22 protein-coding genes and 1 tRNA gene are annotated in these 23,304 nt (G+C 69.7%); 10 read left to right on the top strand and 13 right to left on the bottom strand.

The genetic code is table 11. The features are described 5' to 3' along the window. Positions 1-251: 251 nt before the first annotated feature. On the top strand, positions 252-926 hold the full coding sequence (locus ACW14Y_RS22740; RefSeq protein ID WP_030392646.1) for a Crp/Fnr family transcriptional regulator: 675 nt from the start codon (positions 252-254) through the stop codon (positions 924-926). 104 nt (positions 927-1,030) lie between these two features. Here ACW14Y_RS22740 and ACW14Y_RS22735 read toward each other — a convergent pair whose 3' ends face one another. The 5 genes from ACW14Y_RS22735 to ACW14Y_RS22715 form a co-directional block, all read right to left on the bottom strand. Continuing rightward, entirely contained in the window at positions 1,031-1,858 is an 828-nt protein-coding gene (locus tag ACW14Y_RS22735) for an MBL fold metallo-hydrolase (RefSeq protein ID WP_340631239.1), read from the bottom strand. Beyond that, positions 1,855-2,025, bottom strand: coding sequence for a hypothetical protein (locus tag ACW14Y_RS22730; protein WP_266270834.1), 171 nt, complete (start codon positions 2,023-2,025; stop codon positions 1,855-1,857). Before ACW14Y_RS22730 ends, ACW14Y_RS22735 begins: the two co-directional genes overlap by 4 nt. Before the next feature lie 114 nt (positions 2,026-2,139). Beyond that, positions 2,140-3,018 (bottom strand): NUDIX hydrolase, encoded by an 879-nt coding sequence (locus ACW14Y_RS22725; RefSeq protein WP_380299626.1) that lies wholly within the window; start codon positions 3,016-3,018, stop codon positions 2,140-2,142. A gap of 319 nt (positions 3,019-3,337) precedes the next feature. Beyond that, on the bottom strand, positions 3,338-3,808 hold the full coding sequence (locus ACW14Y_RS22720; protein WP_030392643.1) for a RidA family protein: 471 nt from the start codon (positions 3,806-3,808) through the stop codon (positions 3,338-3,340). Continuing rightward, positions 3,805-3,963 carry a DUF4177 domain-containing protein gene (locus ACW14Y_RS22715; RefSeq protein WP_093860985.1) on the bottom strand — a complete coding sequence of 53 codons (159 nt, stop codon included), beginning with the start codon at positions 3,961-3,963 and terminating at the stop codon, positions 3,805-3,807. The genes ACW14Y_RS22720 and ACW14Y_RS22715 overlap by 4 nt, the downstream gene beginning before the upstream one ends. A 200-nt stretch (positions 3,964-4,163) precedes the next feature. Between ACW14Y_RS22715 and ACW14Y_RS22710 the strand changes: the two genes are divergently transcribed. After that, complete coding sequence (locus ACW14Y_RS22710) at positions 4,164-5,309, top strand: ArsA-related P-loop ATPase (RefSeq protein WP_380299627.1); 1,146 nt, start codon at positions 4,164-4,166, stop codon at positions 5,307-5,309. Beyond that, positions 5,306-6,499 (top strand): ArsA family ATPase, encoded by a 1,194-nt coding sequence (locus tag ACW14Y_RS22705; protein ID WP_456983206.1) that lies wholly within the window; start codon positions 5,306-5,308, stop codon positions 6,497-6,499. The genes ACW14Y_RS22710 and ACW14Y_RS22705 overlap by 4 nt, the downstream gene beginning before the upstream one ends. Before the next feature lie 206 nt (positions 6,500-6,705). Here the strand turns inward: ACW14Y_RS22705 and ACW14Y_RS22700 are convergent, their stop codons facing one another. Continuing rightward, on the bottom strand, positions 6,706-7,029 hold the full coding sequence (locus ACW14Y_RS22700; protein ID WP_037779213.1) for a WhiB family transcriptional regulator: 324 nt from the start codon (positions 7,027-7,029) through the stop codon (positions 6,706-6,708). Positions 7,030-7,452: 423 nt separating this feature from the next. Here ACW14Y_RS22700 and ACW14Y_RS22695 point away from each other — a divergent pair, with 423 nt between their 5' ends. Then, the gene (locus ACW14Y_RS22695; RefSeq protein ID WP_380299629.1) at positions 7,453-9,795 is read left to right on the top strand and encodes a transglycosylase domain-containing protein; all 2,343 of its coding nucleotides are present in this window, start codon (positions 7,453-7,455) and stop codon (positions 9,793-9,795) included. A 128-nt stretch (positions 9,796-9,923) separates the two neighbouring features. Here the strand turns inward: ACW14Y_RS22695 and ACW14Y_RS22690 are convergent, their stop codons facing one another. After that, positions 9,924-10,379 (bottom strand): GatB/YqeY domain-containing protein, encoded by a 456-nt coding sequence (locus ACW14Y_RS22690; protein ID WP_380310618.1) that lies wholly within the window; start codon positions 10,377-10,379, stop codon positions 9,924-9,926. A 123-nt stretch (positions 10,380-10,502) separates the two neighbouring features. On the opposite strand from ACW14Y_RS22690, the gene ACW14Y_RS22685 reads away from it, so the two are divergent. The 3 genes from ACW14Y_RS22685 (at position 10,503) to ACW14Y_RS22675 (ending at position 12,303) form a co-directional block, all read left to right on the top strand. After that, positions 10,503-11,117 (top strand): CGNR zinc finger domain-containing protein, encoded by a 615-nt coding sequence (locus ACW14Y_RS22685; RefSeq protein ID WP_456983203.1) that lies wholly within the window; start codon positions 10,503-10,505, stop codon positions 11,115-11,117. Positions 11,118-11,183: 66 nt separating this feature from the next. Beyond that, positions 11,184-12,128, top strand: a complete 945-nt coding sequence (locus ACW14Y_RS22680; RefSeq protein ID WP_045939776.1) for a metallophosphoesterase — start codon at positions 11,184-11,186, stop codon at positions 12,126-12,128. A 101-nt stretch (positions 12,129-12,229) separates the two neighbouring features. Further along, positions 12,230-12,303: transfer RNA gene (locus tag ACW14Y_RS22675), tRNA-Pro, on the top strand. Positions 12,304-12,483: 180 nt separating this feature from the next. Here the strand turns inward: ACW14Y_RS22675 and ACW14Y_RS22670 are convergent. Then, positions 12,484-12,762, bottom strand: coding sequence for a hypothetical protein (locus ACW14Y_RS22670; RefSeq protein ID WP_456983200.1), 279 nt, complete (start codon positions 12,760-12,762; stop codon positions 12,484-12,486). A gap of 65 nt (positions 12,763-12,827) precedes the next feature. Continuing rightward, on the bottom strand, positions 12,828-13,151 hold the full coding sequence (locus ACW14Y_RS22665; protein ID WP_456983198.1) for a hypothetical protein: 324 nt from the start codon (positions 13,149-13,151) through the stop codon (positions 12,828-12,830). Between the two features lie 518 nt (positions 13,152-13,669). Between ACW14Y_RS22665 and ACW14Y_RS22660 the strand changes: the two genes are divergently transcribed. Further along, positions 13,670-14,170, top strand: a complete 501-nt coding sequence (locus ACW14Y_RS22660; RefSeq protein ID WP_456983196.1) for a hypothetical protein — start codon at positions 13,670-13,672, stop codon at positions 14,168-14,170. Positions 14,171-15,683: 1,513 nt separating this feature from the next. Here ACW14Y_RS22660 and ACW14Y_RS22655 read toward each other — a convergent pair. Then, on the bottom strand, positions 15,684-16,400 hold the full coding sequence (locus ACW14Y_RS22655) for an HNH endonuclease (protein ID WP_456983194.1): 717 nt from the start codon (positions 16,398-16,400) through the stop codon (positions 15,684-15,686). A 355-nt stretch (positions 16,401-16,755) separates the two neighbouring features. Here ACW14Y_RS22655 and ACW14Y_RS22650 point away from each other — a divergent pair, with 355 nt between their 5' ends. Continuing rightward, positions 16,756-17,772, top strand: a complete 1,017-nt coding sequence (locus ACW14Y_RS22650; RefSeq protein WP_456983192.1) for a DNA cytosine methyltransferase — start codon at positions 16,756-16,758, stop codon at positions 17,770-17,772. Between the two features lie 350 nt (positions 17,773-18,122). Here the strand turns inward: ACW14Y_RS22650 and ACW14Y_RS22645 are convergent, their stop codons facing one another. From ACW14Y_RS22645 to ACW14Y_RS22635, 3 genes are all read right to left on the bottom strand, one after another. After that, positions 18,123-19,148 (bottom strand): hypothetical protein, encoded by a 1,026-nt coding sequence (locus ACW14Y_RS22645; RefSeq protein WP_456983190.1) that lies wholly within the window; start codon positions 19,146-19,148, stop codon positions 18,123-18,125. 166 nt (positions 19,149-19,314) lie between these two features. Then, on the bottom strand, positions 19,315-19,686 hold the full coding sequence (locus ACW14Y_RS22640) for a hypothetical protein (RefSeq protein WP_456983188.1): 372 nt from the start codon (positions 19,684-19,686) through the stop codon (positions 19,315-19,317). Then, entirely contained in the window at positions 19,686-21,674 is a 1,989-nt protein-coding gene (locus tag ACW14Y_RS22635) for a hypothetical protein (RefSeq protein WP_456983186.1), read from the bottom strand. Before ACW14Y_RS22635 ends, ACW14Y_RS22640 begins: the two co-directional genes overlap by 1 nt. A gap of 948 nt (positions 21,675-22,622) precedes the next feature. On the opposite strand from ACW14Y_RS22635, the gene ACW14Y_RS22630 reads away from it, so the two are divergent. Next, on the top strand, positions 22,623-23,252 hold the full coding sequence (locus ACW14Y_RS22630; RefSeq protein ID WP_456983184.1) for a TetR family transcriptional regulator: 630 nt from the start codon (positions 22,623-22,625) through the stop codon (positions 23,250-23,252). Positions 23,253-23,304 lie beyond the last annotated feature (52 nt).

The raw sequence follows: 23,304 nt of genomic DNA, 5'->3' as shown, positions 1-23,304 counted from the left end.
CCCCGACCGTCCCCGAACCGGTCTCCGGACTGCTCCCCGAGCCGGCCCCGGAACACGTCCCCGAACCGGTCCCCGAGCCGCCCGGGGACGGGGGCCCGGGCGGTTCCGGCGGTACGAATGGCCCCGCGCAGCACCCCTCGGCACACCCCCTCCTCATATGATCGGAGCGACATGCGCCATGCTTGGTGATGCAGAGCACTGTACGAACTTGTGCCGGAGGGCTTGACGGCCGGCCGAGAAGGAGGAAGCACGTGGACGACGTTCTGCGGCGCGCCGCACTCTTCGCGGCACTCGACGACGAACAGGCCGGCGAGCTGCGCGCTTCCATGACCGAGGTGACGCTCGCCCGCGGCGAGTCGCTGTTCCACGAGGGCGACCCCGGCGACCGGCTGTACGTCGTCGCCGAGGGCAAGGTCAAGCTGCACCGGGCCTCGCCGGACGGCCGCGAGAACATGCTCGCCGTCCTCGGCCCCAGCGAGATGATCGGCGAGCTGTCGCTGTTCGACCCGGGCCCGCGCACCGCCACCGCGAGCGCGCTGACCGAGGTCAAGCTGCTGGGCCTCGGCCACGGCGACCTCCAGCCCTGGCTGCACGCGCGCCCCGAGGTCTCGATCGCCCTGCTGCGCGCCATCGCCCGCCGCCTGCGCCGGACCAACGACGTGATGTCCGACCTGGTCTTCTCCGACGTGCCCGGGCGCGTCGCCAAGGCTCTGCTGGACCTCTCCCGCCGCTTCGGCGTGCAGTCCGACGAGGGCATCCACGTCGCCCACGACCTCACCCAGGAGGAGCTGGCCCAGCTGGTCGGCGCCTCCCGCGAGACGGTCAACAAGGCGCTCGCCGACTTCGCCGGCCGCGGCTGGCTGAAGCTGGAGGCCCGCGCGGTCGTGCTGATGGACGTCGAGCGGCTCTCCCGCCGCTCGCGGTAGTCCGCGCTTCGCGCTCCCCGAGCCCGTGCGAAGGGCCCGTACGCTCCGGCGTACGGGCCCTTCGCGGGTCCGGGCCCACCAGCTCGTACGGCTCGGGCAGGCGGTCAGTCCGGGATGAGCCCGTGGTCCCTGAGGTACTGGAGCTGCGCCAGGACCGACAGCTCGGCCGCCGGCCACAGCGCGCGGTCCACGTCCGCGTAGACCCGCGCCACCACCTCGGCCGACGTCCGGCAACCGGCCTCGACCGCGGTCTCGACCTGGGCCAACCGGCCGGCCCGATGGGCCAGGTAGTAGTCCACCGCGCCGAGCGCGTCCGCGAGCACCGGCCCGTGCCCCGGCAGCACCGTCCGGACGCCGTGCTCGGCGGCCATGCCGTGCAGGTGCCGCAGCGAGTCCAGGTAGTCGCCGAGCCTGCCGTCCGGGTGGGCGACCATCGTGGTGCCCCGCCCGAGGACGGTGTCGCCGGTGAGGATCGCGCCGTCCGCCGGCAGGTGGAAGGTGAGCGAGTCCGAGGTGTGGCCGGGGGTGCCGATCACCCGCAGGTCGAGGCCGCCGACGTCCAGGCGCTGCCCGTCCGTGAGCCCCTCCGAACCGAGCCGGTGCGCCGGGTCCAGCGCGCGGACCTCGCTGCCGGTCAGTTCGGCGAACCGGGCCGCCCCCTCGGAGTGGTCGGCGTGCCCGTGGGTGAGCAGCGTGAGTGCCACACGCTTGCCCCGCTGCTCGGCGGTCTCGATCACCCGGCGCAGATGGCCCTCGTGCAGCGGGCCCGGGTCGATCACCACCGCGAGGTCCGAGTCCGGCTCGGAGAGCAGCCAGGTGTTGGTGCCGTCCAACGTCATCGGGGACGGGTTCGGCGCCAGCACGCAGAGCGCACGGGGGGTGGCCTCGCCGCCGATCCCGGCGGCGGGGTCACCCGGCAGGAGTCCGCTCACCGGCGGTCCTCGGTGACGCGGTGCAGCGCCCGGAGCGGCAGCGTCCGGGTGAGGGCGCGCTGCGCCACCTCGGTGAAGCTGACGGAGTCGCAGGCCGGGCGGCGCGGGATCAGGCGGCGGGCGGGCATCTCGGGTGCCGTCCGGCGAGCCACATCGTTGTGGGTCATCGGGCGTCGGTCCTTTCTCGTACGGATCACTCGGGGGTGGAGCGGGGGCACTGCAAGGGCGGATCAGGAACAGGTGGGGCAGGAACAGATGGAACGGGAACGGGTGGGGCGCGGTCAGCCGACGCGTTCCTCGGGGAACGTACCGTCGATCGTCAGTTCGTCGTACCCCGGCCAGCGGACGGTCAGGCGCTCCCCGCGCACCTCGGCCCGGCCGAGCACCGGCTCCAGCGATCGGTCCGCCGCCGCCCCCAGCGCCTCGGCGGCGCTGCGCACCGGCTGCAACTCGCGCAGCACCGTGACGGTCGGCGGCAGCATCCCGAACCGGCCCTCCTCGTAGCCCCGGACGGCCTCGGCCGGGGTGAGCCAGGCGACCCGGTCCGCCTCGCCGACCTCGCGGGCGGCGCGCTGCCCGGTCGGCAGGGCGGCGACGAAGAACCAGGTGTCGTACCGGCGCTCCTCGAAGGCCGGGGTGATCCACCGGGCCCAGCCGGCCAGCAGGTCGCTGCGGAGCAGCAGCCCGTGGTCGCGCAGGAAGTCGGCGAAGGAGAGCTCGTGGGCCTCCAGGGCGGCGCGCTCGGCGGTCCAGTCCCGGGGCTCGGCGACGCTGTCGGCGTCCGGACCGGCCAGCAGGACGCCGGCCTCCTCGAAGGTCTCGCGGACGGCGGCGCAGACCACGGCCTGCGCGGTCCGGGCGTCCACGCCGAGCCGCTCGGCCCACTCCTGCGGGCCGGGACCGGCCCAGCCGAGCTCGGCCTCCGCGTCCCGACGGTCGACCCCGCCGCCCGGGTAGGCGTACATCCCGGCCGCGAACGCCATCGACGTCCGCCGCCGCAGCAGGTACGCCTCCGGGCCGGCGTCCGTCCCGGTGTCCCGGAGCAGCACCACGGTGGCGGACTGCCTGGGCACGGGCGGGGTCAGCTCTCCGGCGTCGGCCGCCCTGATCCGGGCGGGCCAGCCGGGAGGCATCGGGAGCGTCGTTGCTCGCTGGTCCATGCCCGGATGCTAAGCGCCCGGGGGCGGGCTTGGACAGGGGTGATCCGTTGGGCGGACCGTCTGCGGGGGAGCGTCCCTTCGCGGGCCGGGGGTGTCCTCGCCCGGAGCTGCCAGAACCTGCCCGGACACGCCCGGACGCACGTCCGCCCCGGACTCCGTGCGGGTCCGGGGCGGGCGGGGCGTCGAGGGTGTCCGGCGCGTCGAGGGTGTCCGGTGCGAGGAAGTCCTGCGCGAGGGTGTCCGGCGCGTCGAGGGTGTTCGGCGCACTCGACGGTGCCGAGCGCGTCGGGGGTGTCCGGCCGCGGCCGCGGTCGGTCGGTCAGGCTCCGGCGCGGACGCGGACCTGGATCTCGACCTCGACCGGCGCGTCCAGCGGCAGCACGGTGACGCCCACCGCGCTGCGGGCGTGCACGCCCGCGTCGCCGAGCACCTTGCCGAGCAGCTCGCTCGTGCCGTTGATCACGCCCGGCTGGCCGGTGAAGTCGGGGGCGGAGGCGACGAAGCCGACGACCTTGACGACCTGCTCGACCAGGTCGAGGTCGCCGATCACCGACTTGACCGCGGCCAGGGCGTTCAGCGCGCAGATCTGCGCGAGCTCCTTGGCCTCCTCCGGGGTGACCTCGGCGCCGACCTTGCCGGTGCTCGGGAGCTTGCCCGCCACCATCGGCAGCTGGCCGGAGGTGAAGACGAAGTCACCGGTGCGCAGCGCGGGCACGTAGGCGGCGACCGGGGCGGCCACCGGCGGAAGGGTCAGGCCCAGTTCGGCCAGCTTCTCCTCGACCTTGCTCATGCCTGCTTCTCCCGCTTGAAGTAGGCCACCAGCTGCTCCGGGTTCGGACCCGGTACGACCTGGACGAGCTCCCAGCCGTCGTGGCCGAAGTTGTCCAGGATCTGCTTGGTGGCGTGCACCAGCAGAGGTGCCGTCATGTATTCCCACTTGGTCATGGCCAGACTCTAGACGTTCCGTCCCGGCGATCGGCCCCGGTCGGCGTCCGGGCGCGCTCCCGCGTGTGAGGTGGCCCACAAAGCGGGCATGATTCGGGTCCGGCGCCCCGGGTAGTCCCGGCATCCGGTGCGGTCCCTGGTTACCCTCGCGGGAGGGCACCTGCGTGGTGCCGGACCTCGGAGACGGACGGAGACGGAGCGTGGCACGCACCCCCGGCCAGGCGGCCCGGCGCGATCCCGACTGGGAGGGCGTACGGCTGCACGTGGTCAGCGGCAAGGGCGGGACCGGGAAGACCACCGTGGCCGCGGCGCTGGCACTGGCGCTCGCCGCGGAGGGTCGCCGGACCCTGCTGATCGAGGTGGAGGGCCGGCAGGGCATCGCCGAGCTGTTCGGCATAGCGGCACTCCCCTACGAGGAGCGCCGGATCGCCACGGTCACCCCGGCCCAGCTGGGCCTGCCGGCCGGCGGCTCGACGAACGGCTCGACGGGCGGACCGGCACGCGGCGCGGCCGGCGGACCGGCGAGCGGTTCCCCGGGCGGCCCGGTGAGCGGTGAGCTGCACGCGCTCGCCATCGACACCGAGCAGGCCCTGCTCGAGTACCTCGACATGTTCTACAAGCTCGGCCGGGCCGGGAAGGCCCTGCAGAAGGTCGGGTTCGTCGACTTCGCGACCACCATCGCCCCCGGCGTCCGGGACGTGCTGCTGACCGGCAAGGCCTGCGAGGCCGCCCGCCGCAAGGGCCCGGACGGACGGCGGACCTATGACGCGGTGGTGATGGACGCACCGCCGACCGGCCGGATCACCCGGTTCCTGAACGTCAACTCCGAGGTGGCCGGGCTGGCCCGGATAGGGCCGATCCACAGCCAGGCACAGGCCGTGATGCGGGTGCTGAAGTCGCCGGAGACCGCCGTGCACCTGGTCACCCTGCTGGAGGAGATGCCGGTCCAGGAGACCGTCGACGGCATCGCCGAGCTGCGCGAGGCCGGTCTGCCGGTGGGCGGCGTGCTGGTCAACATGGTCCGGCCGCCGCTGCTGGACGCGGCCGCGGTGGCCGCGGTCGACGGCAACCACCGTGAGGAGGTCGCGCTGGCCCTCGGCGAGGCGGGTCTCGGAGGCCGCTCGCGCAAGCCGGAGACCGTCCGGGCGGCGGTCGAACCGCTGCTCGATCCCCTGCTGGCACAGGCCAGGGAGCACGCCGAGCGGGTGGAGCTGGAGCGCGCCCGACGCGCCGACCTGCAGCACCTGAAGCTCCCGACGTACGAACTTCCACTGCTGGGCGAGGGTGTGGACCTCGGCACGCTCTACCGGCTGGCGGGCGAACTGAAGCGTCAGGGGGCAGCGTGAGCGGGCGGACCGGCACCACCGGACAGGACAGCGCGGGCGGCGGCGGCAGCCGGCTCGCCGTGGACGAGCTGATCGACAACCCGAAGACCAGGATCATCGTCTGCTGCGGCTCCGGCGGCGTCGGCAAGACCACCACCGCGGCCGCGATCGGCCTGCGGGCCGCCGAGCGGGGCCGCAAGGTCGTCGTCCTGACCATCGACCCGGCCCGGCGGCTGGCGCAGTCGATGGGCCTGACCGAGCTCGACAACACCCCGCGGATCGTCAAGGGCGTGACCGGCGACGGCGAGCTCCAGGCCATGATGCTCGACATGAAGCGGACCTTCGACGAGGTCGTGCTGGCCCACGCCGACCCCGAGCGGGCCCGCGCGATCATGGAGAACCCGTTCTACCAGTCCCTGTCGGCCGGCTTCGCGGGCACGCAGGAGTACATGGCGATGGAGAAGCTCGGCCAGCTGCGGGCGGCCGAGGAGTGGGACCTCATCGTCGTCGACACCCCGCCGTCCCGGTCCGCGCTGGACTTCCTGGACGCGCCGAACCGGCTCGGGTCCTTCCTCGACGGCAAGGTGATCCGGATCCTGACCGCGCCGGCCAAGGTCGGCGGGCGGTCCGCGATGAAGTTCCTGAACGCCGGGATGGGCCTGCTCACCGGCACCCTCGGAAAGATCTTCGGCGCCCAGCTGCTGACGGACGTCCAGACCTTCGTCAGCGCGACGGACTCGATGTTCGGCGGCTTCCGGGAGCGGGCGGACCGCACCTACCAGCTGCTCCAGGCGCCGGGCACGGCGTTCCTGGTGGTGGCGGCCCCGGAGCGGGACGCGCTGCGCGAGGCGGCGTACTTCGTCGACCGGCTGGCCGCCGACCGGATGCCGCTGGCCGGACTGGTGCTGAACCGGGTGCACCGGACCGGCGCCCCGCAGCTCACCGCCGAGCGGGCGCTGGCCGCGGCCGAGGCACTGGAGGAGAACGGTTCGGAGCAGGTCTCGCCGGACGCCGAGCTGCTGGCGGCCGGACTGCTGCGACTGCACGCCGAACGGATGCAGGTGATGGTGCGCGAGCGGCGGACCCGTGACCGCTTCGTCTCGGTCTACCCGGACGTGCCGATCGTCGAGGTCGCCGCGCTGCCCGGGGACGTCCATGACCTGGAAGGACTGCGGACGATCGGCGAGCGGCTCAGCGGGTCCGCGGACTGAAGGACGGCGGCCCGGCGGACCGAACCCGTCCGGGCTGCCGCACCGGCGTGGTCCGGGCTGTGTCGACCCGGACCTCCGGACCCGAGCCCCCCGACCCGGGATGTGCGTCCCACCTGTGCTGCTCGACCTTGCTGCTCGGCCGCACTTGCCCAACCGTGCTGCCGGCTGTGCTTCGCAGGGCCGGAGCCCGTGCGTGCGGCGAAGACTCAGCCCGCCTGGGCGTAGTCCGTCAGTATCACGCCGGTGGCCAGCGAAGTCTCGTACTCGGTGCGGGCCGTCTCCAGCAACCGCCGCCACGAGATCACGGTCGGCCGACGGCGCAGCAGCGCCCGGCGCTCGCGCTCGGTCATCCCGCCCCAGACCCCGAACTCCACCCGGTTGTCCAGTGCGTCCGCCAGGCACTCCGTGCGTACGGGGCACCCGCTGCACACCGCCTTGGCGCGATTCTGCGCCGCCCCCTGGACGAACAGTTCGTCCGGATCACTCGTGCGGCAGGCGGCCTGCGCACTCCAGTCGTCTACCCAGCCCATGCCGGCGCCGTCCTCTCCCGAATCGAGGCTCCCCCACGGCGGCAACGGCATATTCACCGTTGCCAGTTGAGGACGTTACGGAAGAACGACAGCTTGCAACAGCCCCTTCGGGCTCAATCTCGAATGACCCGATTGGACTATGGGTGGCGATCAGCTCACTCGTTGGAGTGATCGCAGGTCGCAAGCATTGCCAGGGCCGCGCTCGCCACTCTCGCCACGCGGACCGTCACACAGTGCTACCGGACACAGGGGTGCAGCCGCCATCAGCTGCCTCAAAAACACCCCGAAGGTAGATAATTCGGGCAATTCTCATCACTCACAAGAGTGATCGATGCTGACGCAGCGAAGCTGTCGCAAGCTTGTGACAAGCCTAGGCGAACACCTGCCCCGGTGTGCGGCATTCGGCAACGTAGGGTTCTCCCCATGGCACCGAAGCGCCCCCAGGCACCCCAGCCCCCAGGCAACACCGGAGCTCCGCGCGGCAAGCGCCGCGGGTCACCGCTGAGCTACGCGGGACACGGAGTGAAGTTCCTGGGGGTCAGCGTGCTGTCCGGAGTACTGCTGGCAGGCATGGCCCTGCCTGCCGTCGGCGCGCTCGGCCTGACCGCCAAGAACACGGCGGAGGGCTTCTCCAACATCCCGGACGACTTCAAGACGCCGCCGCTCACCCAGGCGACCCAGATCTTCGACGCCAAGGGCGGGCTGATCGCCAAGGTCTACGAGCGCGACCGCACCGTCCTCACCGCCGACCAGATGTCCCCCTACATGCGGCAGGCGCAGGTCGACATCGAGGACGCCCGCTTCTACGACCACGGCGCCGTCGACCTCAAGGGCGTGCTCCGCGCGATCAGCAAGAACGCGGAGAGCGGCACCGCGTCCCAGGGCGCCTCGACGCTGACCCAGCAGTACGTGAAGAACGTCAACGTCGAGAAGGCCGGCGACGACCAGGCCGCCGTCCTGGAGGCCCAGCGCAAGACCCTGGGCCGCAAGATCCAGGAGCTGAAGGTCGCGATCAAGCTGGAGGAGGATCTGACCAAGGACCAGATCCTCACCAACTACCTGAACATCACCTTCTACGGTCACCAGGCGTACGGGATCGAGGCCGCCTCCCAGCGGTACTTCAGCAAGAGCAACAAGGACCTCACCATCGCCGAGGCCGCCACCCTGGCCGGCCTGGTGCAGAACCCGTCGCAGTACGACCCGGTGCGCTTCCCGGACAACGCGGTGAAGCGGCGCAACACCGTGATCGACAAGATGGTCGAGAACAAGCACGTCACCGCGGACCAGGCCAAGGAGGCCAAGGCCGCCCCGCTGGGCCTGAAGTACAAGGACCCGCAGAACGGCTGCATCACCGCCCAGGCGGGCATGGGCTTCTTCTGCGACTACGTCCGGCACGTGGTCAAGCAGGACCCGGCCTTCGGCAAGAACGCCGCCGACCGGAAGAAGTTCTGGGACCAGGGCGGTCTGAACATCTACACCACCCTCGACCCGGACAAGCAGGCCGCCGCCCAGGCCGCGGTCACCGGCAAGGTCAAGGTCACCGACCCGGTGTCGGCCGCCGCGACCATGATGGAGCCGGGCACCGGCAAGATCCTGGCGATGGCCCAGACCCGCCCGTACGGCCTGGAGCCGTCCAAGAACCAGACCGTCGTCAACCTCAACGTCGACGCGGCGATGGGCGGCGGCAACGGCTTCCAGCCCGGCTCGACCTTCAAGCCGATCATCGCCGCGGCCGCGCTCGAGAACGGTATGGCGCCCACCAAGCCGTACCCGTCCGAGAACCGCATCGAGTGGCCGACGATGAAGACCTGCGAAGGCACCTGGAAGAACACCTACAAGGGCAACGAGCGCTACGTCCCGAACGAGAGCAAGAGCGAGGTCGGCCCCTACGAGCTGAAGCAGGCGATGGCCCTCTCGGTCAACACCTACTTCGTTCAGATGGAGCAGGACATGGGGCTCTGCCCCGTCAAGCAGATGCTCGACAAGCTCAACATCACCACCACCGCCTCCGGCGCCAAGCTGGACGTCGTGCCCTCGATCACCCTGGGCACCAAGGAGATGTCGCCGCTGACCATGGCGAACGTCTACGCGACCTTCGCCGCCCGCGGCAAGCACTGCACGCCGATCGCGATCAACAAGATCAGCACGGTCGACGGCAAGGACGTCAAGGTCCCGCAGACCGCCTGCACCCAGGCCTTCTCCGAGCAGACCGCCGACGCGCTGAACACCGTCCTGCTCAATGTGACCGAGAAGGGCACCGGCGCCACCCTCGGCTTGGAGGACGGCCGCCAGATCGCCGGCAAGACCGGTACCACCGACAAGAAGAAGGCCGCCTGGTTCAGCGGCTACACCCCGCAGCTGGCCACCGCGGTCTGGATCGGCGGCCCCACCGGCGGCGTCGAGATGAAGAACATGAAGATCGGCGAGACCTACTACGGTGCCGACGGCGTCTTCGGCGCCACCGGCCCCGGCCCGATCTGGAAGATGGCCATGGACGCCGCGCTGAAGGGCTCCCCGAAGGAGACCTTCCAGACCATCGACATCCCGGACCCGGCCCCCAAGCCGGACCCGAACGCCACCCCGACCGCCCCGGCCACCGGCCCGGCCGCGCCCGACCCGAACGCGGGCGGCAACCCGCCGCCGCCGGCGGGCAACCCGAACCCCGGCACCAACGCCGGCGGTCTGATCGGCGGCGGGTTCACCTTCCCGCCGGGGGTCATCGGCGGGAACGGCGGCGACGGCGGGAACGGGCGCGGCCACCACTGAGCGAACGGCCGGGCCGCAGGGCCTCCGGCAGGACGAAGAGGGGCGCCCCCGAGCGAGATGCTCGGGGGCGCCCCTCTTCTTGCTTGCTCTCCGTCGTGCCGTTGCCCTGCCGCCGCTCTGCGGACCGGTCAGCCGGCGAGCGCGGACTTCACCGCGGCGGCCACCCGGCCGCCCTCGGCCAGGCCGTCGACCTTCGGCCGCACCAGCTTCATCACGGCACCCATGCCCTGCGGACCGACCGCGCCGCTCTCGGCGACGGCGGCGGCCACGATGGCCGTCAGCTCGTCGTCGGACAGCTGCTTCGGCAGGTACCCGGCCAGCACCTCGCCCTCGGCCACCTCACGGGCGGCCTGCTCGGTCCGGCCGGCGCTGCCGAACGCCTCTGCGGCCTCCCGGCGCTTCTTCGCCTCCCGGCCGATCACCTTGAGCACCTCGGCGTCGGAGAGCTCGCGCTTCGTCTTACCCGCCACCTCCTCGCTGGTGACGGCCGACAGCGTGAGCCGGATGGTGGACGAGCGCAGCTCGTCCCGGTCCCTGATGGCAGCCGTCAGGTCCTGGTGCAGCTGCTCCTTGAGCGTCGTCATGGCCCCGAGTCTCCCACCTGCCACGTTCCGATGCCCACCATTAACTCCACCCGCCCGCTCCCCCTCCTCACCCCTGTCTCCCGCGCTCTTCCCCAGTCACCAATAACCTCTTAAACTGGTTACATGACGGACGAGCGAAGCCCCGGTCTGGTCCTGCACTACCCCGGCGGAGCGCGCTTCCACTTCGACCCCGGCACGCTCTGCCTGGAACTGCTGCCCACCGGCGGCCCCGGCCCCTTCGCCCGGTACGAGATCCTGCACCGGCCGTCCGACCTGCTGGGGTGGCTCGCACAGTCCCGGCTCGGACTGCCGCCCGGCACCGTCCGGATCAGCGACGACCAACTGGCCGCCGTCCGCACCCTGCGGGACGCCCTCCGGCGCCTCACCGCGGCCCGCGCGAGCGGCGGCCTCACCCTCGCCGACCCCGCCGACCACGCGGTGCTCAACCGGGCCGCCGCCCGACCGCCGCTCGCCCCGCAGATCGCCCCGGACGGCACCGCGGCGCCGCCCCTCCCCGGCGACGGCGACCAGCTCGCCTCCACCCTCGCCCGCGACGCCATCGCCCTGTTCACCGGCCCGCACGCGGACCGGATCCGCGAATGCGGCGCCGAGGACTGCCAGCTGCTCTTCGTCGACACCTCACGGCCGGGCCGGCGGCGCTGGTGCTCGATGGAGCGCTGCGGCAACCGCCACAAGGTCCGGGCCCTGCGCGCCCGGCGCGAACGACCCGAGGGGTGACCGGACGTGTCCCCGGGCGCACCCCGACAGTTCACCTGCTGATCCACCGTCTGAGAGCATGGACCGATGCGACCGCTGTACTCCGTTCCCCTCGGAATCGCCGCCACCGGCGCCGCCTGCCTCGCCTACTCCGTTGGGTACGAGGTCCGTTCCTTCCGCCTCCGCCGGGTCGAGGTCCCGGTCCTCCCCCGAGGCGCCCGACCCATCCGGGTACTGCAGGTCTCCGACATCCACATGGTGAGCGGCCAGGGCCGGAAGCAGCGCTGGCTGCAGAGCCTCGCCGGCCTGCGGCCCGACCTGGTGGTCAACACCGGCGACAACCTCTCCGACCCGGAGGGGGTCCCGGCCACCCTGGACGCGCTCGGCCCACTGATGGACTTCCCCGGCGTCTACGTCTTCGGGTCCAACGACTACTACGGCCCCGCCCGCAAGAACCCCGCCCGCTACCTCCAGGCGATGCGCACCGGCAGCCACGGCATGAACAACGCCGACGGCAGCGCCCGCCGCGGCATCACCGGCGCCGTCCACAATCCCTGGGAGAAGCTGCGCGACGCCTTCGACGCCGCCGGCTGGCTCGACCTCACCAACACCCGGGGCCGCCTCACCGTCGCCGGCCTCGACCTGGAGTTCACCGGCCTGGACGATCCGCACATCCGGCGCGACCGCTACAGCGAGGTCGCCGGCGGCCCCTCCCCCGACGCCGACCTCTCCCTCGCCGTCGTGCACGCCCCGTACCTGCGGGTCCTCGACGCCTTCACCGCCGACCGCTACCCGCTGATCCTGGCCGGCCACACCCACGGCGGCCAGCTCTGCGTCCCCTTCTACGGCGCCCTGGTCACCAACTGCGACCTCGACGCCAAGCGGGTCAAGGGCCTCTCCACCCACCAGGCCGGCGGCCGCCGCTCCTACCTCCACGTCTCGGCCGGCTGCGGCACCAACCGCTACACCCCCGTCCGCTTCGCCTGCCCCCCGGAAGCCACCCTCCTCACCCTCACCCCGACCCCCCACTGACCCACCCGCCCCGCTCGCCGAGAAACCGGATTTCGTCTCTCGGCGAGCGTCCGGTAGAGTTCTACTCGTCGCGAAGGAGACGGAGCGACAAACAGAAAGACCGGGGTGTGGCGCAGCTTGGTAGCGCGCTTCGTTCGGGACGAAGAGGCCGTGGGTTCAAATCCCGCCACCCCGACCCAGTAGTAGCAGGTAAGGGCCCTGCCGGAGAGATCCGGTAGGGCCCTTCCTCGTTCTGCGTGCCTAGCTGAGTGACTAAGCCTCAGACACCTGCAAGCTGTGGTCGTCGGCAACTGGGCCACCCGGCCGGGACACGCGTAAAACGTATCGATGCGACGTGGTGGCGGGCTGGTCCACCTCAGGGGCCAAGCAGGTCCGTGGGGTCGGGCTCCCAGCCCGGGGGCAACTTGATCGGCACCAGCTTCGTGGAGCCGAAGGAACGACGCGAGACCGACGGATGCACCGGGCAGACCAGCTCATCGAACTCAAGGTTCGCCCGGATCTCGTCCGGCACCGGTCCGCACCTGTGGTCATCGCACATGCAGACCAAGTTATCGGCGACCACCCACACCCACTCCTCCTCTGGCAGGGGGGTGAGGTCCACCGAAGGCTCGATGAGGTCAGTTCGGTTCGACACGGATTCGGCTCCTTCGAATCGGCTAGACCGCATCCGTTCACATTGGGCGCAGTCTCGTTGCTTGTTCAGCCCGACGCCGCCTGTCGGGTCCAGCGTGTGACGCTGGCGCGCGAGACGCCGGTGAGTTCCTCGATGCGTCGGTACGGCACGCCGGCTGCGACGGCTTCCAGGATCAGCGGCCGAAGCGCGGAGTCCAGGTCCGCGAGTTCCGAGGCCAACTCGATCCGACGATTGCCAACCCCGGACAGTTGCCGCACAGCGTGGGCGCGGAGGTCTTCTGGAGTTCCTTCTTTGGCCGCGGACAAGGTGCCTGGAGTCTTCGCCGACGTCGCTGTGACCGTTCGGCTCTGATCCGACAATCGACGCTGCTTACCCTTGCGTGTAGCCATACTGAGAGTGTGTCAGATCGTCACGGCCGTGACAATAGCCTTGCCTACGAGACGGATTGTCTTGGATGAGTAAAGCGGATCGGTGCAGGTAGGAGTGGGGGTGAGTGGTTTCAGGGAAGCGCGGAGAGCGTGGTGATGAGGGAATGCGTAAAAATCTTCTCTACGGGTTCAAGGGCGCGCACGGCGCGCCAGCGCGCGGCCCAGCCGCTCGCCGCCGCTCCTGTCTTGCGCCCCGCGACGGCGGCGGCCGGCCGCGCCCGGCGGCCGACGGCGATGGGGCGGGTTGAGGCCACTACCGGTCGTGGCTGGTGACGGGCGGCTCCACGGTTTTACCCACCTGCCAGGACCGGGACCCGCGTCGAGCAAGACCGGGGGGCCACTCGGCCAAATTGCGGTCAGGCCCAAAGAGCCCTGACCGAGTCGCAGCAGCTTACGGCCCCCCGATCATGCTCGACCCCAGACCAGACAGGACACCGGCCAAAACCGCTCCGCCGCCCGCTAGCGTCCACGACGGTACGGTGAGCCTGCCTCATTCGAAGATCGGAGTGGTTGTGCATCTCGATCAAGTCACCCAGATCCTCGTCGCTCTGTCACCGGTGCTTGTAGCTCTTCTGGCAGGCTTCTTTGCTTCCCGCGAGCGGCGTAAGCGCCGGTCAGACACCATCATGGCCCGGCTTGTGGCAGAGATTGATGCACTGGGAAACCTACCGGACGGCTCTGAAGCCAAACGCCTCATCGAGCAGCAAGTGGATGCCACGGCGAGCACATATCGAGAGGCTTGCCGCCTTGAGGGCATATCACGGCAGCCCGGCGCGATCGCGCTCGGGGCGACTTTCACCTTGCTGGGAGTTGCGCTCGGCATCTGGGCGGGCGCGCATGGCGGACTAGCAAGCTGGTGGCTGCTGCTCGCCCTGCCACTAACGGCCATGGGCGTCTTCGGCTTCTTCTACGAGCTTGGCGGCGGAAGGAACCGCGACGCTGAGACTCCGGAGGCAAGCGATCCTGACCCGACCACGTAGCCTCTGCCGTGTCCCAGCCGTGCCCCAACAGGTGGGCGCGAGCGGTCAATAGCGGTCAACTAGGCGCCAGGTGGTCATAGCTGACAGCGGCTGGTGTGCGACATCGTTGCACGTCGCGATGCCTGAAGGGTTTCTGTTAGCGAGCTTCCCATGCTCCGCCCCACTGGAGGCGCTGGACGTCGATCACTGAGGCTTAGCCATCCACACAGTCCAGATCCGGCCGAGTTTCGGTCGCCCGACTTGTCGGGGAGTTCCCATCGACTTCCCTTCGCGGGAACCCATTGCCACTCCGATGGGCGACCACATCGATAGACAAAACGTCCATCTCGGGAGACACCGCATGTGGGGTGCCTATAGGTGCCTATAGGTGCCTATACGACACTGACACAACGATCGGCACAATGTGCACTCTGCTGCGCCTCGTTTCCCATCGGCGGCGTAAGCCGGATTGCGCCTACAGCCTGAGGCTGCAGGGCATCACGTTGCTAGCGTCCGTCATCGGCAGTGGCTCTCCCCTGCCGACAAGCAAAGCAACCCGCTTGCACCCTCCAGCTTGGCGGCATCGGGTACAAGCGGGTCGATGCCTAGGAGGCACCATCGTGAGTCTGACTCGGACCCCACCGCATGTGTCAACCAGGCTCCCGCAGATCTGGCCAGTCACGGTGATCGTCGTTGTGATTGTGTTGCGGGTGCCGCCCAGCTCCCTGCCGACGACACTGTCGGCGGTGGCAGGCATCGTGGCCTTGATGCTGGGCACTGAGCGAGCGGCCCCGAGGACGGGCTTCTGAAGCCGGCACCTCATACGCCGACATGACAGTTGGGCTCGCATCGGAGACCGCGCGAGGCTGAGTGTCTAACTGCGCTACAACGGGTGCGCACTTCGGCGGACGGTCACGGACGCTCTGGGATTGTTCGCGCAGGTCAGCGGAAGCGCTGGCCAAGATCAGGTGGGTACTCAGGTTGCTTCGGGACGAAGAGGCCGTGGGTTCAAATCCCGCCACCCTGACCCAGTAAGACCAGCTCAGGGCCGGTCTCCCGCAAGGGAGACCGGCCCTGACTGGCTTTCCGGGGCCTCTCGGGAGAATCCTGGGAGAAAACCGCTCCGAACGATCTCCCGGCGGGCCTTCTACTGACCGGCCCTCAGCAAGGTGTCGAGCACCCCTGCGATCCCGGTGACACCCACCAGCAGGAAAGCGCGGTGCGGCGCTCGCAGCCATGACTCCTGAGCCAGCGCTCCTGGGAGAGTCCTGGGGAAGACCTTGAGGTCGGAGCTGTCCGGCCCAAGCTGAAAGCAACCCACCCCAAGGCACTGGCCTGCATGTTCTTGCATATGCCCGCAGCCCGTCGTCTCGGGCCTCGTTCGAGACGAAACAGCCGCGGTACGAACGCCAGCCCATCCCCTCCATTCCCACCCAGCCGATGAACGCACCGGCCCCACCCCCTTCTTAGGGCACACATGCGAAGAAGCCGCTGGTCCCGGCACGCGCTCGGGCCAGCGGCTTCGGGAACGGGTTCAGGACTCCCTTGCGTCCTCGGTGTCCTTGATGACCTGGCCAGCGAGAGCAGCCGTGACCTCCAGACGGTCGACGTACGACAGCCGGGACCACTCCCGGAAGACCATCTCGATGTCGGTCGGCTCACGCCGACCGGCCTGCATCCAGCTGTAGAGGAGCTTCTTGTCGCGGAGGCTGCCCTGGGATGCGTGAGTCAGGACCTGCTGGCTGGTGGGCGGGTCCATGGTGATGTCGCGCGACTCGTCGCCGCAGCGCTGACACTCGGCGCGGAGGTTGTCGTCGGTGTTCTGGCCGCCGCGGTTCACCGGCACCAGATGACCGATGGTGAGGGTCGCGATCCGCTCAGGGGCGTCGGAGAAGGGCTGGCCGGCCCGGATGCCGCAGACCTGGCACATGTGGCCGTCGCGTTCGAAGATACGCCGACGCTTGGGTCCCGTGATGTTCTTGCGGACGGTCTTGGGCGCGGCCTCGCCGAGGTCGACCCGGGTTCCCAGCTCCCTGACGAGGTACTCGTCGGGCTTGAGGTTGGGATTGATCTTGTAGTTGTCGATCTTCCAGCCCATGGTCCGGAGATCGCGCATCCGGCGGTCGGCCTGCGCCACCTCGGGAACCGCCCGAAAGAGCTCCAGCTTGCTGAACTTCCCTCCCAGCTTGGACGCCACGAACTCGGCGACCTTGACCAGCGACGTCCTACGCACGCCCGATTCGTCGGTCATGGGACACCCTCCCTTGCTTGGCGCTCCGCCTTAGAGCGCCTGCGCAGCAAGATTTCCATGCGGCGCAGCGATAGTCAAGGCCGTCGCAGCAAATCTGCTGCGCCGAACGGCGCCGAACATGCGACGGCCTAGATCTACTACGCGCAGTCACTGGTCGTACGGGCAGAGACTTCGGGTGGATGACAGCAGTCGTAGGTGTGGCAGGAACCGCGTCCGTCCGGCAGCCGGACAGGCCTTCTGTCCCTGTAAGGTCGTTTGGGCTGGGCGACGGGCACCGCCTGTCGCCAGTCGGACAGGATGCGGCGATCCGGACCTGACCGCGCCACGTCCGCAGCCCTGCCCGCCCGGAGACCTGATGCCTGTCCCCGCTGTTCCCGACACCCTGGACCTGTTCGCCGGGCCCGGCGGCTGGTCCGAGGGCCTGCGCGCCCACCACGGGATCACCGACATCGGGATTGAGTGGGATGCCGCCGCGTGCCGTACGCGGGCCGCTGCTGGACACCCGACCGTGCGTGCGGACGTCGCCCGGATCGCCACCGCTCCTATGGTCGGCCGCATCCGCCGTTTCATCGCGTCCCCCCCATGCCAGGCGTGGTCCCGAGCGGGCAAGCAGCTCGGGCTCAAAGACCAGCCCCTCGTCCACCAGGCCATCGACGACCTCGCCCAGGGCCGGGACACCCGAGAGGGACTGCTGGCCACCTGCCAGGACCCCCGCTCCCTGCTCGCCGCCGAGCCGATGCGCTACCTCCGCGACCTGAAGCCGGAGGATGTGGTCATGGAGGAGGTCCCTGACGCCCTTCCACTGTTCCGGCACTACGCCGAGGTGCTCCGCGGCTGGGGCTACAGCACCTGGTGCGGCAACCTGAACGCCGCCGACTACGGCGTCCCGCAGGCCCGGCGCCGTGCCATCCTCATCGCCTCCCGCGCGCGCACCGCCCAGCCCCCGGCGCCCACTCACACCGAGCACGGCGAGGACGGCAACCTGTTCGGGGAGTCCCGGGCCCACTGGGTCTCCATGGCGGAAGGCATCGGCTGGGGCGCCACCGACCGGCCCGCCCCCACCGTCACGGCCGGCGGAGGCAAAACCGGCGGCGCCGAACCCTTCCCCACCCAAGCCCGCCGTGCCCTGGCCGAGTCCCGCGACCGCGGAAACTGGAAAAACCGCAGCTCCGCCTCCGACACAGCACGCATCACAGTCCCCGAGGCGGGCCTGCTGCAGTCCTTCCCCGGCGACTACCCCTGGCAGGGAACCCAGACGAAACAGTACGAGCAGGCCGGCAACGCCGTCCCGCCACTGCTGGCCGCCCACGTGGCCGCGGCGGCGTTCGGCCTGCACCAGCCGCGCTCCGCAGCAGCGGAAGCAACTGCCTGAGGAAATCCTGGGCAGGCAGGCCAGCTATCCGGCTGGTTCTGCGAAAGCATTTCGGCACGGTGAGCATGCCGTCCCCTCTCCAAGGCGGAGCGGGTCCGGCGCTGTGGCGACGCTACGCCGCCGAGGTGATCTCAGGGCTCAAGGCCTCGACAACCCAACAAAGACCGACGCGCAGCAACGCACTGGCCCGCACCTTTGTCAACATCAGGTATCTCCCAAGGCTCGATTCAGAACGAAAGAGCCAAAGCGCAAATCCTCTTCCTCTTTCATTTGCTGCCCTCCTTGGCGTTACCGACCGCTGCCAGAGCAACGGCGCGGACAGATGGCTCTCGCCAGCTCCTGATCCGTCTTCACGAATGCCAGATCCTGCGCATGAAGGCTCGGTTGTCCGAGGGGGCTGGAGAGCGCTCGAAAGCGCCTGCCCGCACACGGTAGACGCAGTCGATCCCGTACCGGTGAAGCAGGGCGATGTCCTGCTCGGTCGGCTTGTTGGGAAAGAGGCCTGTCAGCCGGTCAGCCGCCTCAGGGCTGTGCGGGGCGTAGTCGAGAAGCTGCGCCAGAGCCTCACGAACAAAGCGGTGGTCGCCGCTGCGTTTTGCTTCGACGATCTCTGTTCCGCTCGGGCCGGTGATGTGGAGGTCTGTAATTCCAGCTGGGGTCCTCAAGCGCTGGATGGCCAGCTGCGGGCTGGCGATGCTGGATGCGTACTCACGGACCAGTAGGGCTTCAGCACGGTGGACAAGCACGGGTCCGGCGTCCCGCTGGTACGCAGCCGTGTGGGTGTGGAGGCTCTCGACGGCGACAACCCGAGTCCCTTCGGCGAGGGCGGCAGCAACAGCGGACTCCAGAGAGGACAGCTGTCGGGCGTCGGCGGCAGTTTCGATGCCGAGCCCCTGGAGGACTTCTTCCGCCCGGTCGCCTTCCAGGATACGCAGTCCCATGAAGTTATCGTTGGCGTTGAAGCTGGGGAGTGCCCAGATCTCCGAGTAGGGGATCTCGGTCGGCTGGAAGGACGTGAGGCTGTAGACGTTGTGCCAACTCCCGTTCTTGGGGTCTTGTGACCACATGGTGTCGGCGAAGGCCTTACTCCTGAATGTGATCCCGACCTCGCCCACCCCGCGGACATGGTTCTTCCCAGTAAACAGGACCACGTCTCCGGCCTTGAGGCGTTCCATGTTCCTGTCCTGGGCTTTGGTGGCCCCCCAGAACCGCGCCCGTCCGGCAGGATGGGCTTCCAGGAGGGCGCCCTGCTGGCTGGGCGTCAGCTCATTGACGTGGCGGGAGCTGGTGAAAACGACCTCACGGTCCAGGGTGTCCCGCCAGTGGCGGCGTGCCGTCGCATTCCCGAACGACGGCTGGATCGCGACGGTGGTCATTTATACGTTTCCCCCAAGGTCTGGTGCGGTGCGGCTGTGCAGAGCAGTACACGGATGACGAGCCTGTCCGGCGACCGCGCTCGGCGGACCACTGGTGGTCGGGCTGCAATTGCTGAACTGGTTCCTGTGGGACGGCGAGCATCCCGCCGTCCCACAGGAACCAGTCCTATGCCAAGCGCGGCCAACGTTCGCGGTCGTAGGGAAGGAGCCAGCCAGCGATGTCGCCGCCGATCCTCCTTACCTCCGCCTCCGGCGTGTCCGGGCGTAGCGGGAACACGTACAGGCCTGTCCACTTTGCCGTCTTGGGCAGGTTCTCGAGGTACTCGGCGACGTGGCTGGCAAGGCCTTGCGTATCACCGGGTCGGCAGACCGAACCGACGTAGCACACGTTGCCCCGACTATCGATCGCCGCATACACAGCGCAGGATGCATCCGGCATGGCGCCGGGGCGAGGCGGGAGTACCTGCTGCGGCAGCCGCGGCAACCGCAGATGCGGGCTGCACAGCTCCGCGAGGGCCGCATAGGTGCCGACCTTCATCAGGCAGCCTCGTCCTCGCCGCCCTCGTCGTCGGTCTTGGCGGAGGCCGCAGGCGACCCCTGGGCCTCCACCGCCTTCTCCCACCAGTCCTGGGCTTCTGCGGCGAGCTGCTGCAGCTTGTCCTTGAGGAGTCGGGCATGGGCCTTACCCTCCCGTTCGATCAGCGGCTCGCCGTCCTCGTCGACCAGGCCGGCTAGGTTGCGCATCTCCGAGTCCAGATTGCGGAGAGCGTCCTTCGTCGCCTGTACGGCACGCTTGTAGTGCTCGTGAACGGCGGCCTCGGGACCCGGGAGCGGCAGTGGAGCCTGACCGCCCACGGGCGCGAGCTTGGTACGCAGGAACGTGTTGTCGATGGCCAGGTCCTCGCCCGCGCCGTTCTTGCGCGGCTGCCCCTGGGCGTCCACCTGGCGCGGTGCGAGGCCGGCCCGATCGTCCTCGACCGCCTGGCGAAGGTGCAGCAGCCCCTGTTCTGTGTCGGCCAGGGCCTCCATCACTGCACTGGCGCTCCGGCGGTCACCTCCAGCCCCGACATCGTGGCGGGCGCTGCCGATTACGCCGTGCTTGGCCAGGACATACGCTGCACGCACCCAGAGCTCGGCCACGGCCGGGCGGACGTCCTGAGCCTCCTCGACCTCCCTGACCGCCGCCTGGTAGAGCGCCTCGGGGGTGCGCCTGGTCGGTTTCCAGGACACCTTCTGGAGATCTCCCGGCAGGGCGTCAGCGAGAGCCTTGCGGAACTTGTCGAGCTCACCCTCGGAAGCCGCTCCGCGCTTCTCCCTGGCGATGAGCTCAACAGCCAGGGGCAGCTTGGTCTTGGTGGTGACCCGGGTGCGCTTGCGGCTGCCGGTGGGCTCGTTGGTCAGCACCAGTGCGATCGGCTGGCGCACAGCGTTGTGGATATGGGGATCGCTGGTGGTGAAGAGGTGCACCGCCCGTGCCGCCCGGTCATCGCGGTACGGCTCGATCTTGCTGGCCTCAGCCTCCTTGGGGGTGAGGCGGCCCCCCAGCCAGTCCGCCTCGGCATCGCTGGTGATGACACCTGCGGCTCGGGCGGAGATCAGGCACTCCTCGGCGAGCGCCGTATGCTTTGCAGCGTCGGTCCAGGGCTCCTTCGTGTTGAGGTGGTCCTGGGCCACTCGAGCCTTGATGGCCTGCGACAGGTCGACGGCTCCCACAACATCGGGGACGACCCCGATGATGAGCTCGAAGTCCGTGACAGCGCAGCGGATCGCCGCCTTCTCGATGGGGAGGACGTCCTCGGCGGCCTTGCTGATGAATCCGTTGATCTTATCGATGTGAGCCTGCATCGGGCTGGCACTGCGGGGCAGTCCGAACAGGACATCGTCCGCAGAGACACCCACGTTGTACAGGCCGTGGCTCGTGCGGCTCGAACCCTCGCGCACGATGATGTGCGTCGTGGGACTCTCGTCAGTTCCGTCGTAATAGACGGTGGTCGCCACACCGATCGGCGGGTCCATGATGCCCTGGTCGGCAATGTCCGGCACCGGGCTGTTTCGGGTGCGGGTGGTCTCGATAGCCCAGTCGACCTGCTCGGCGAGTGCTTCACGGCTCTCGACGTGTATCGCCAGCTCGCCTTCGCCCTCCTGGACGGCGGGTCCCAGGGTTGCCGGCGACGCACCTGCGGCCTGGGCAAGAGCGAACTGGACGTGGTCCGCGTTGCGCGGGTTGAGGGGGTCGGGCACGAGCCGGGAGGTGTACACCGATCCGGAGACCACCAGCAGGTAGGCACCAGGAATCCGGCGCCGCTGCGGGTTGGCGACCTGGGGCAGAACAGAAGCCGGGTCGGTCCAGATGGTCGAGATCGCGCCAGCCACACGGTCGGCCATGCCCCGCGCCTTCAGCGCGGCACGCAGGTCCTTGTGCAACGCGGGATCCGGGATGGACGGCACACGGCGGAGGGGCTTGGACAGCTCGGTCCGCTCACCGTTGACGGTCAGCTCACCATTGTTCGGGGTCGGGGGTACCAAGAGACGGCCTCCTTCAGGCTCCCTGGATCCGTAGGAGCACTTCTCCCGCGGAATACACCACGCGGGAGCCGAAGACGCCGAGTCGGCCCACGCACTCACATCCGCGGATCCAGCCCACGTCAACGAGAGCGGCAGGAACACATCCAGGCAGCGTCACATCGGCCTCAGCGCCGCAGATGGCGCTCTTGTGGGCCTCGATACTCCTCGTCTGAAGTCGGCGCTCCGTCGGAGGACGCTGTCACGCGTGTCCCGCGTCACTGCCCGGGAGTCTTCCCCAGAACGCGACGTCAGCGCAATCAGTTTGACGTATTTACAGACAACATAACGATCGCCCGACTGGATCAGCGATCACCGATCGCCAGACTCCCCGCCGACGGCAACACCCGCATTGAGGCGGCAGCCCAGGTCTTCGAATGCCCCTGACCGTCCAGTTGCTGAGGCCGCCGACCCGCCACGGCGGCCCCACCCGGCCCCTGACTGCTGGCCAATCCTGGAGGTGATCTCAGGTTCGAGGCCTCGACGATCCAACGAAGACCGACACGCAGCAATGCTCTGGCCTGCATCTTTACTGGCAACCTCGGATCAGCCGTCTCCAAGGGCCTGACTCGGGACGAAGAGGTCGTGGGTTCGGATCCCGCCGACAGGGCCCCTGTCACTGTCGTCCCGTCGAGGTCGTGCCCCCGTCTGTGCGCCGGCCGGCCCGAGCGGGTCGCGTGGTCGTGGCGGTTCCCAGTGGCCGCGCCAGTGGTTGCCGGGGCGGGCCGGTGGGGGGTGGGGTGGGAATCCGGTGGATGGGGGGTGGGTGGGGGGTGGGGCGGCGTAGCGTCGGAGTGTTGTCGTTCCGGTACGTACCGGCGCGTTCCGATCGCTCGAAGGGGGCGTCTCCACCATGTGGTTGGGCCATTCGCATCTCCTGCTCCGTGCTCGCCGTGTTCGCGGTGGCGCGTGATGAGGCAGGAACGTGCTCGGCAGACCCGTCGTGCTCTTCTGCACGCTGCGGCCACGGAGTTCGATCTGCACGGGTACGAGGGGACCTCGCTGGCGCGGATCAGTCGGACCGCCGGGGTCACGTTGGGGGCGCTCACCTTCCACTTCCCGTCCAAGGCCGCGCTGGCGGATGCCGTCCGCTCCGAGGGGGCCGCTCTCACGGGTGCCGCGGTGCCGGAGGCGGACGGCGGGGGGCGCCGGGTCGAGCCGGGTGTGGGCGGGTTGATCGAGCTGCTCACCCGGTTGCTGGACGAGGAGCCGAGTGTGCGGGCAGCCGCTCGGCTCAGTTGGGAGCAGCCGGAGTCGGCGGGCAACTGGCACGAGGTCTGGGGGCCCGAGCTGCGTGACCGGCTGGCCGTGGAACGGTCCGTCGGGCCCGCGGGACTCGCTCCGGCTCCGGTCCTGGACGAGGTCGATCTGGAGACGCTGGCGCACTGCCTGGTGGCGGGTTCGGCGGCGCTGCGGCGGGGGATCGTCCCCCTGGGCGGCGCCGGGCCGGCCACTCCGGAGGAGGTCCGGCGGCGGCTCCGGCGGCTCTGGCAGCACGCGGCGGCAGGAGGTCCCAACCGGGCTTCCACACCGAACACTTGACTGCGTCCGCTGCACGGCCGTCGGCCACCGGGATACCGGAATTCGCCAAAGC

It is taken from the genome of Kitasatospora sp. cg17-2, from assembly GCF_054031055.1.
Note: the sequence above shows the minus strand (reverse complement) of the source record. Positions and strands in the feature narration are given on the sequence as shown.

Coding starts and splice junctions, on each gene's coding strand:
- ACW14Y_RS22730 (WP_266270834.1), bottom strand. CDS start 2,025: ATGACCCACAACGATGTGGCTCGCCGGACGGCACCCGAGATGCCCGCC.
- ACW14Y_RS22725 (WP_380299626.1), bottom strand. CDS start 3,018: ATGGACCAGCGAGCAACGACGCTCCCGATGCCTCCCGGCTGGCCCGCC.
- ACW14Y_RS22720 (WP_030392643.1), bottom strand. CDS start 3,808: ATGAGCAAGGTCGAGGAGAAGCTGGCCGAACTGGGCCTGACCCTTCCG.
- ACW14Y_RS22715 (WP_093860985.1), bottom strand. CDS start 3,963: ATGACCAAGTGGGAATACATGACGGCACCTCTGCTGGTGCACGCCACC.
- ACW14Y_RS22700 (WP_037779213.1), bottom strand. CDS start 7,029: ATGGGCTGGGTAGACGACTGGAGTGCGCAGGCCGCCTGCCGCACGAGT.
- ACW14Y_RS22695 (WP_380299629.1), top strand. CDS start 7,453: ATGGCACCGAAGCGCCCCCAGGCACCCCAGCCCCCAGGCAACACCGGA.
- ACW14Y_RS22690 (WP_380310618.1), bottom strand. CDS start 10,379: ATGACGACGCTCAAGGAGCAGCTGCACCAGGACCTGACGGCTGCCATC.
- ACW14Y_RS22685 (WP_456983203.1), top strand. CDS start 10,503: ATGACGGACGAGCGAAGCCCCGGTCTGGTCCTGCACTACCCCGGCGGA.
- ACW14Y_RS22680 (WP_045939776.1), top strand. CDS start 11,184: ATGCGACCGCTGTACTCCGTTCCCCTCGGAATCGCCGCCACCGGCGCC.
- ACW14Y_RS22665 (WP_456983198.1), bottom strand. CDS start 13,151: ATGGCTACACGCAAGGGTAAGCAGCGTCGATTGTCGGATCAGAGCCGA.
- ACW14Y_RS22655 (WP_456983194.1), bottom strand. CDS start 16,400: ATGACCGACGAATCGGGCGTGCGTAGGACGTCGCTGGTCAAGGTCGCC.
- ACW14Y_RS22650 (WP_456983192.1), top strand. CDS start 16,756: ATGCCTGTCCCCGCTGTTCCCGACACCCTGGACCTGTTCGCCGGGCCC.
- ACW14Y_RS22645 (WP_456983190.1), bottom strand. CDS start 19,148: ATGACCACCGTCGCGATCCAGCCGTCGTTCGGGAATGCGACGGCACGC.
- ACW14Y_RS22640 (WP_456983188.1), bottom strand. CDS start 19,686: ATGAAGGTCGGCACCTATGCGGCCCTCGCGGAGCTGTGCAGCCCGCAT.
- ACW14Y_RS22630 (WP_456983184.1), top strand. CDS start 22,623: ATGAGGCAGGAACGTGCTCGGCAGACCCGTCGTGCTCTTCTGCACGCT.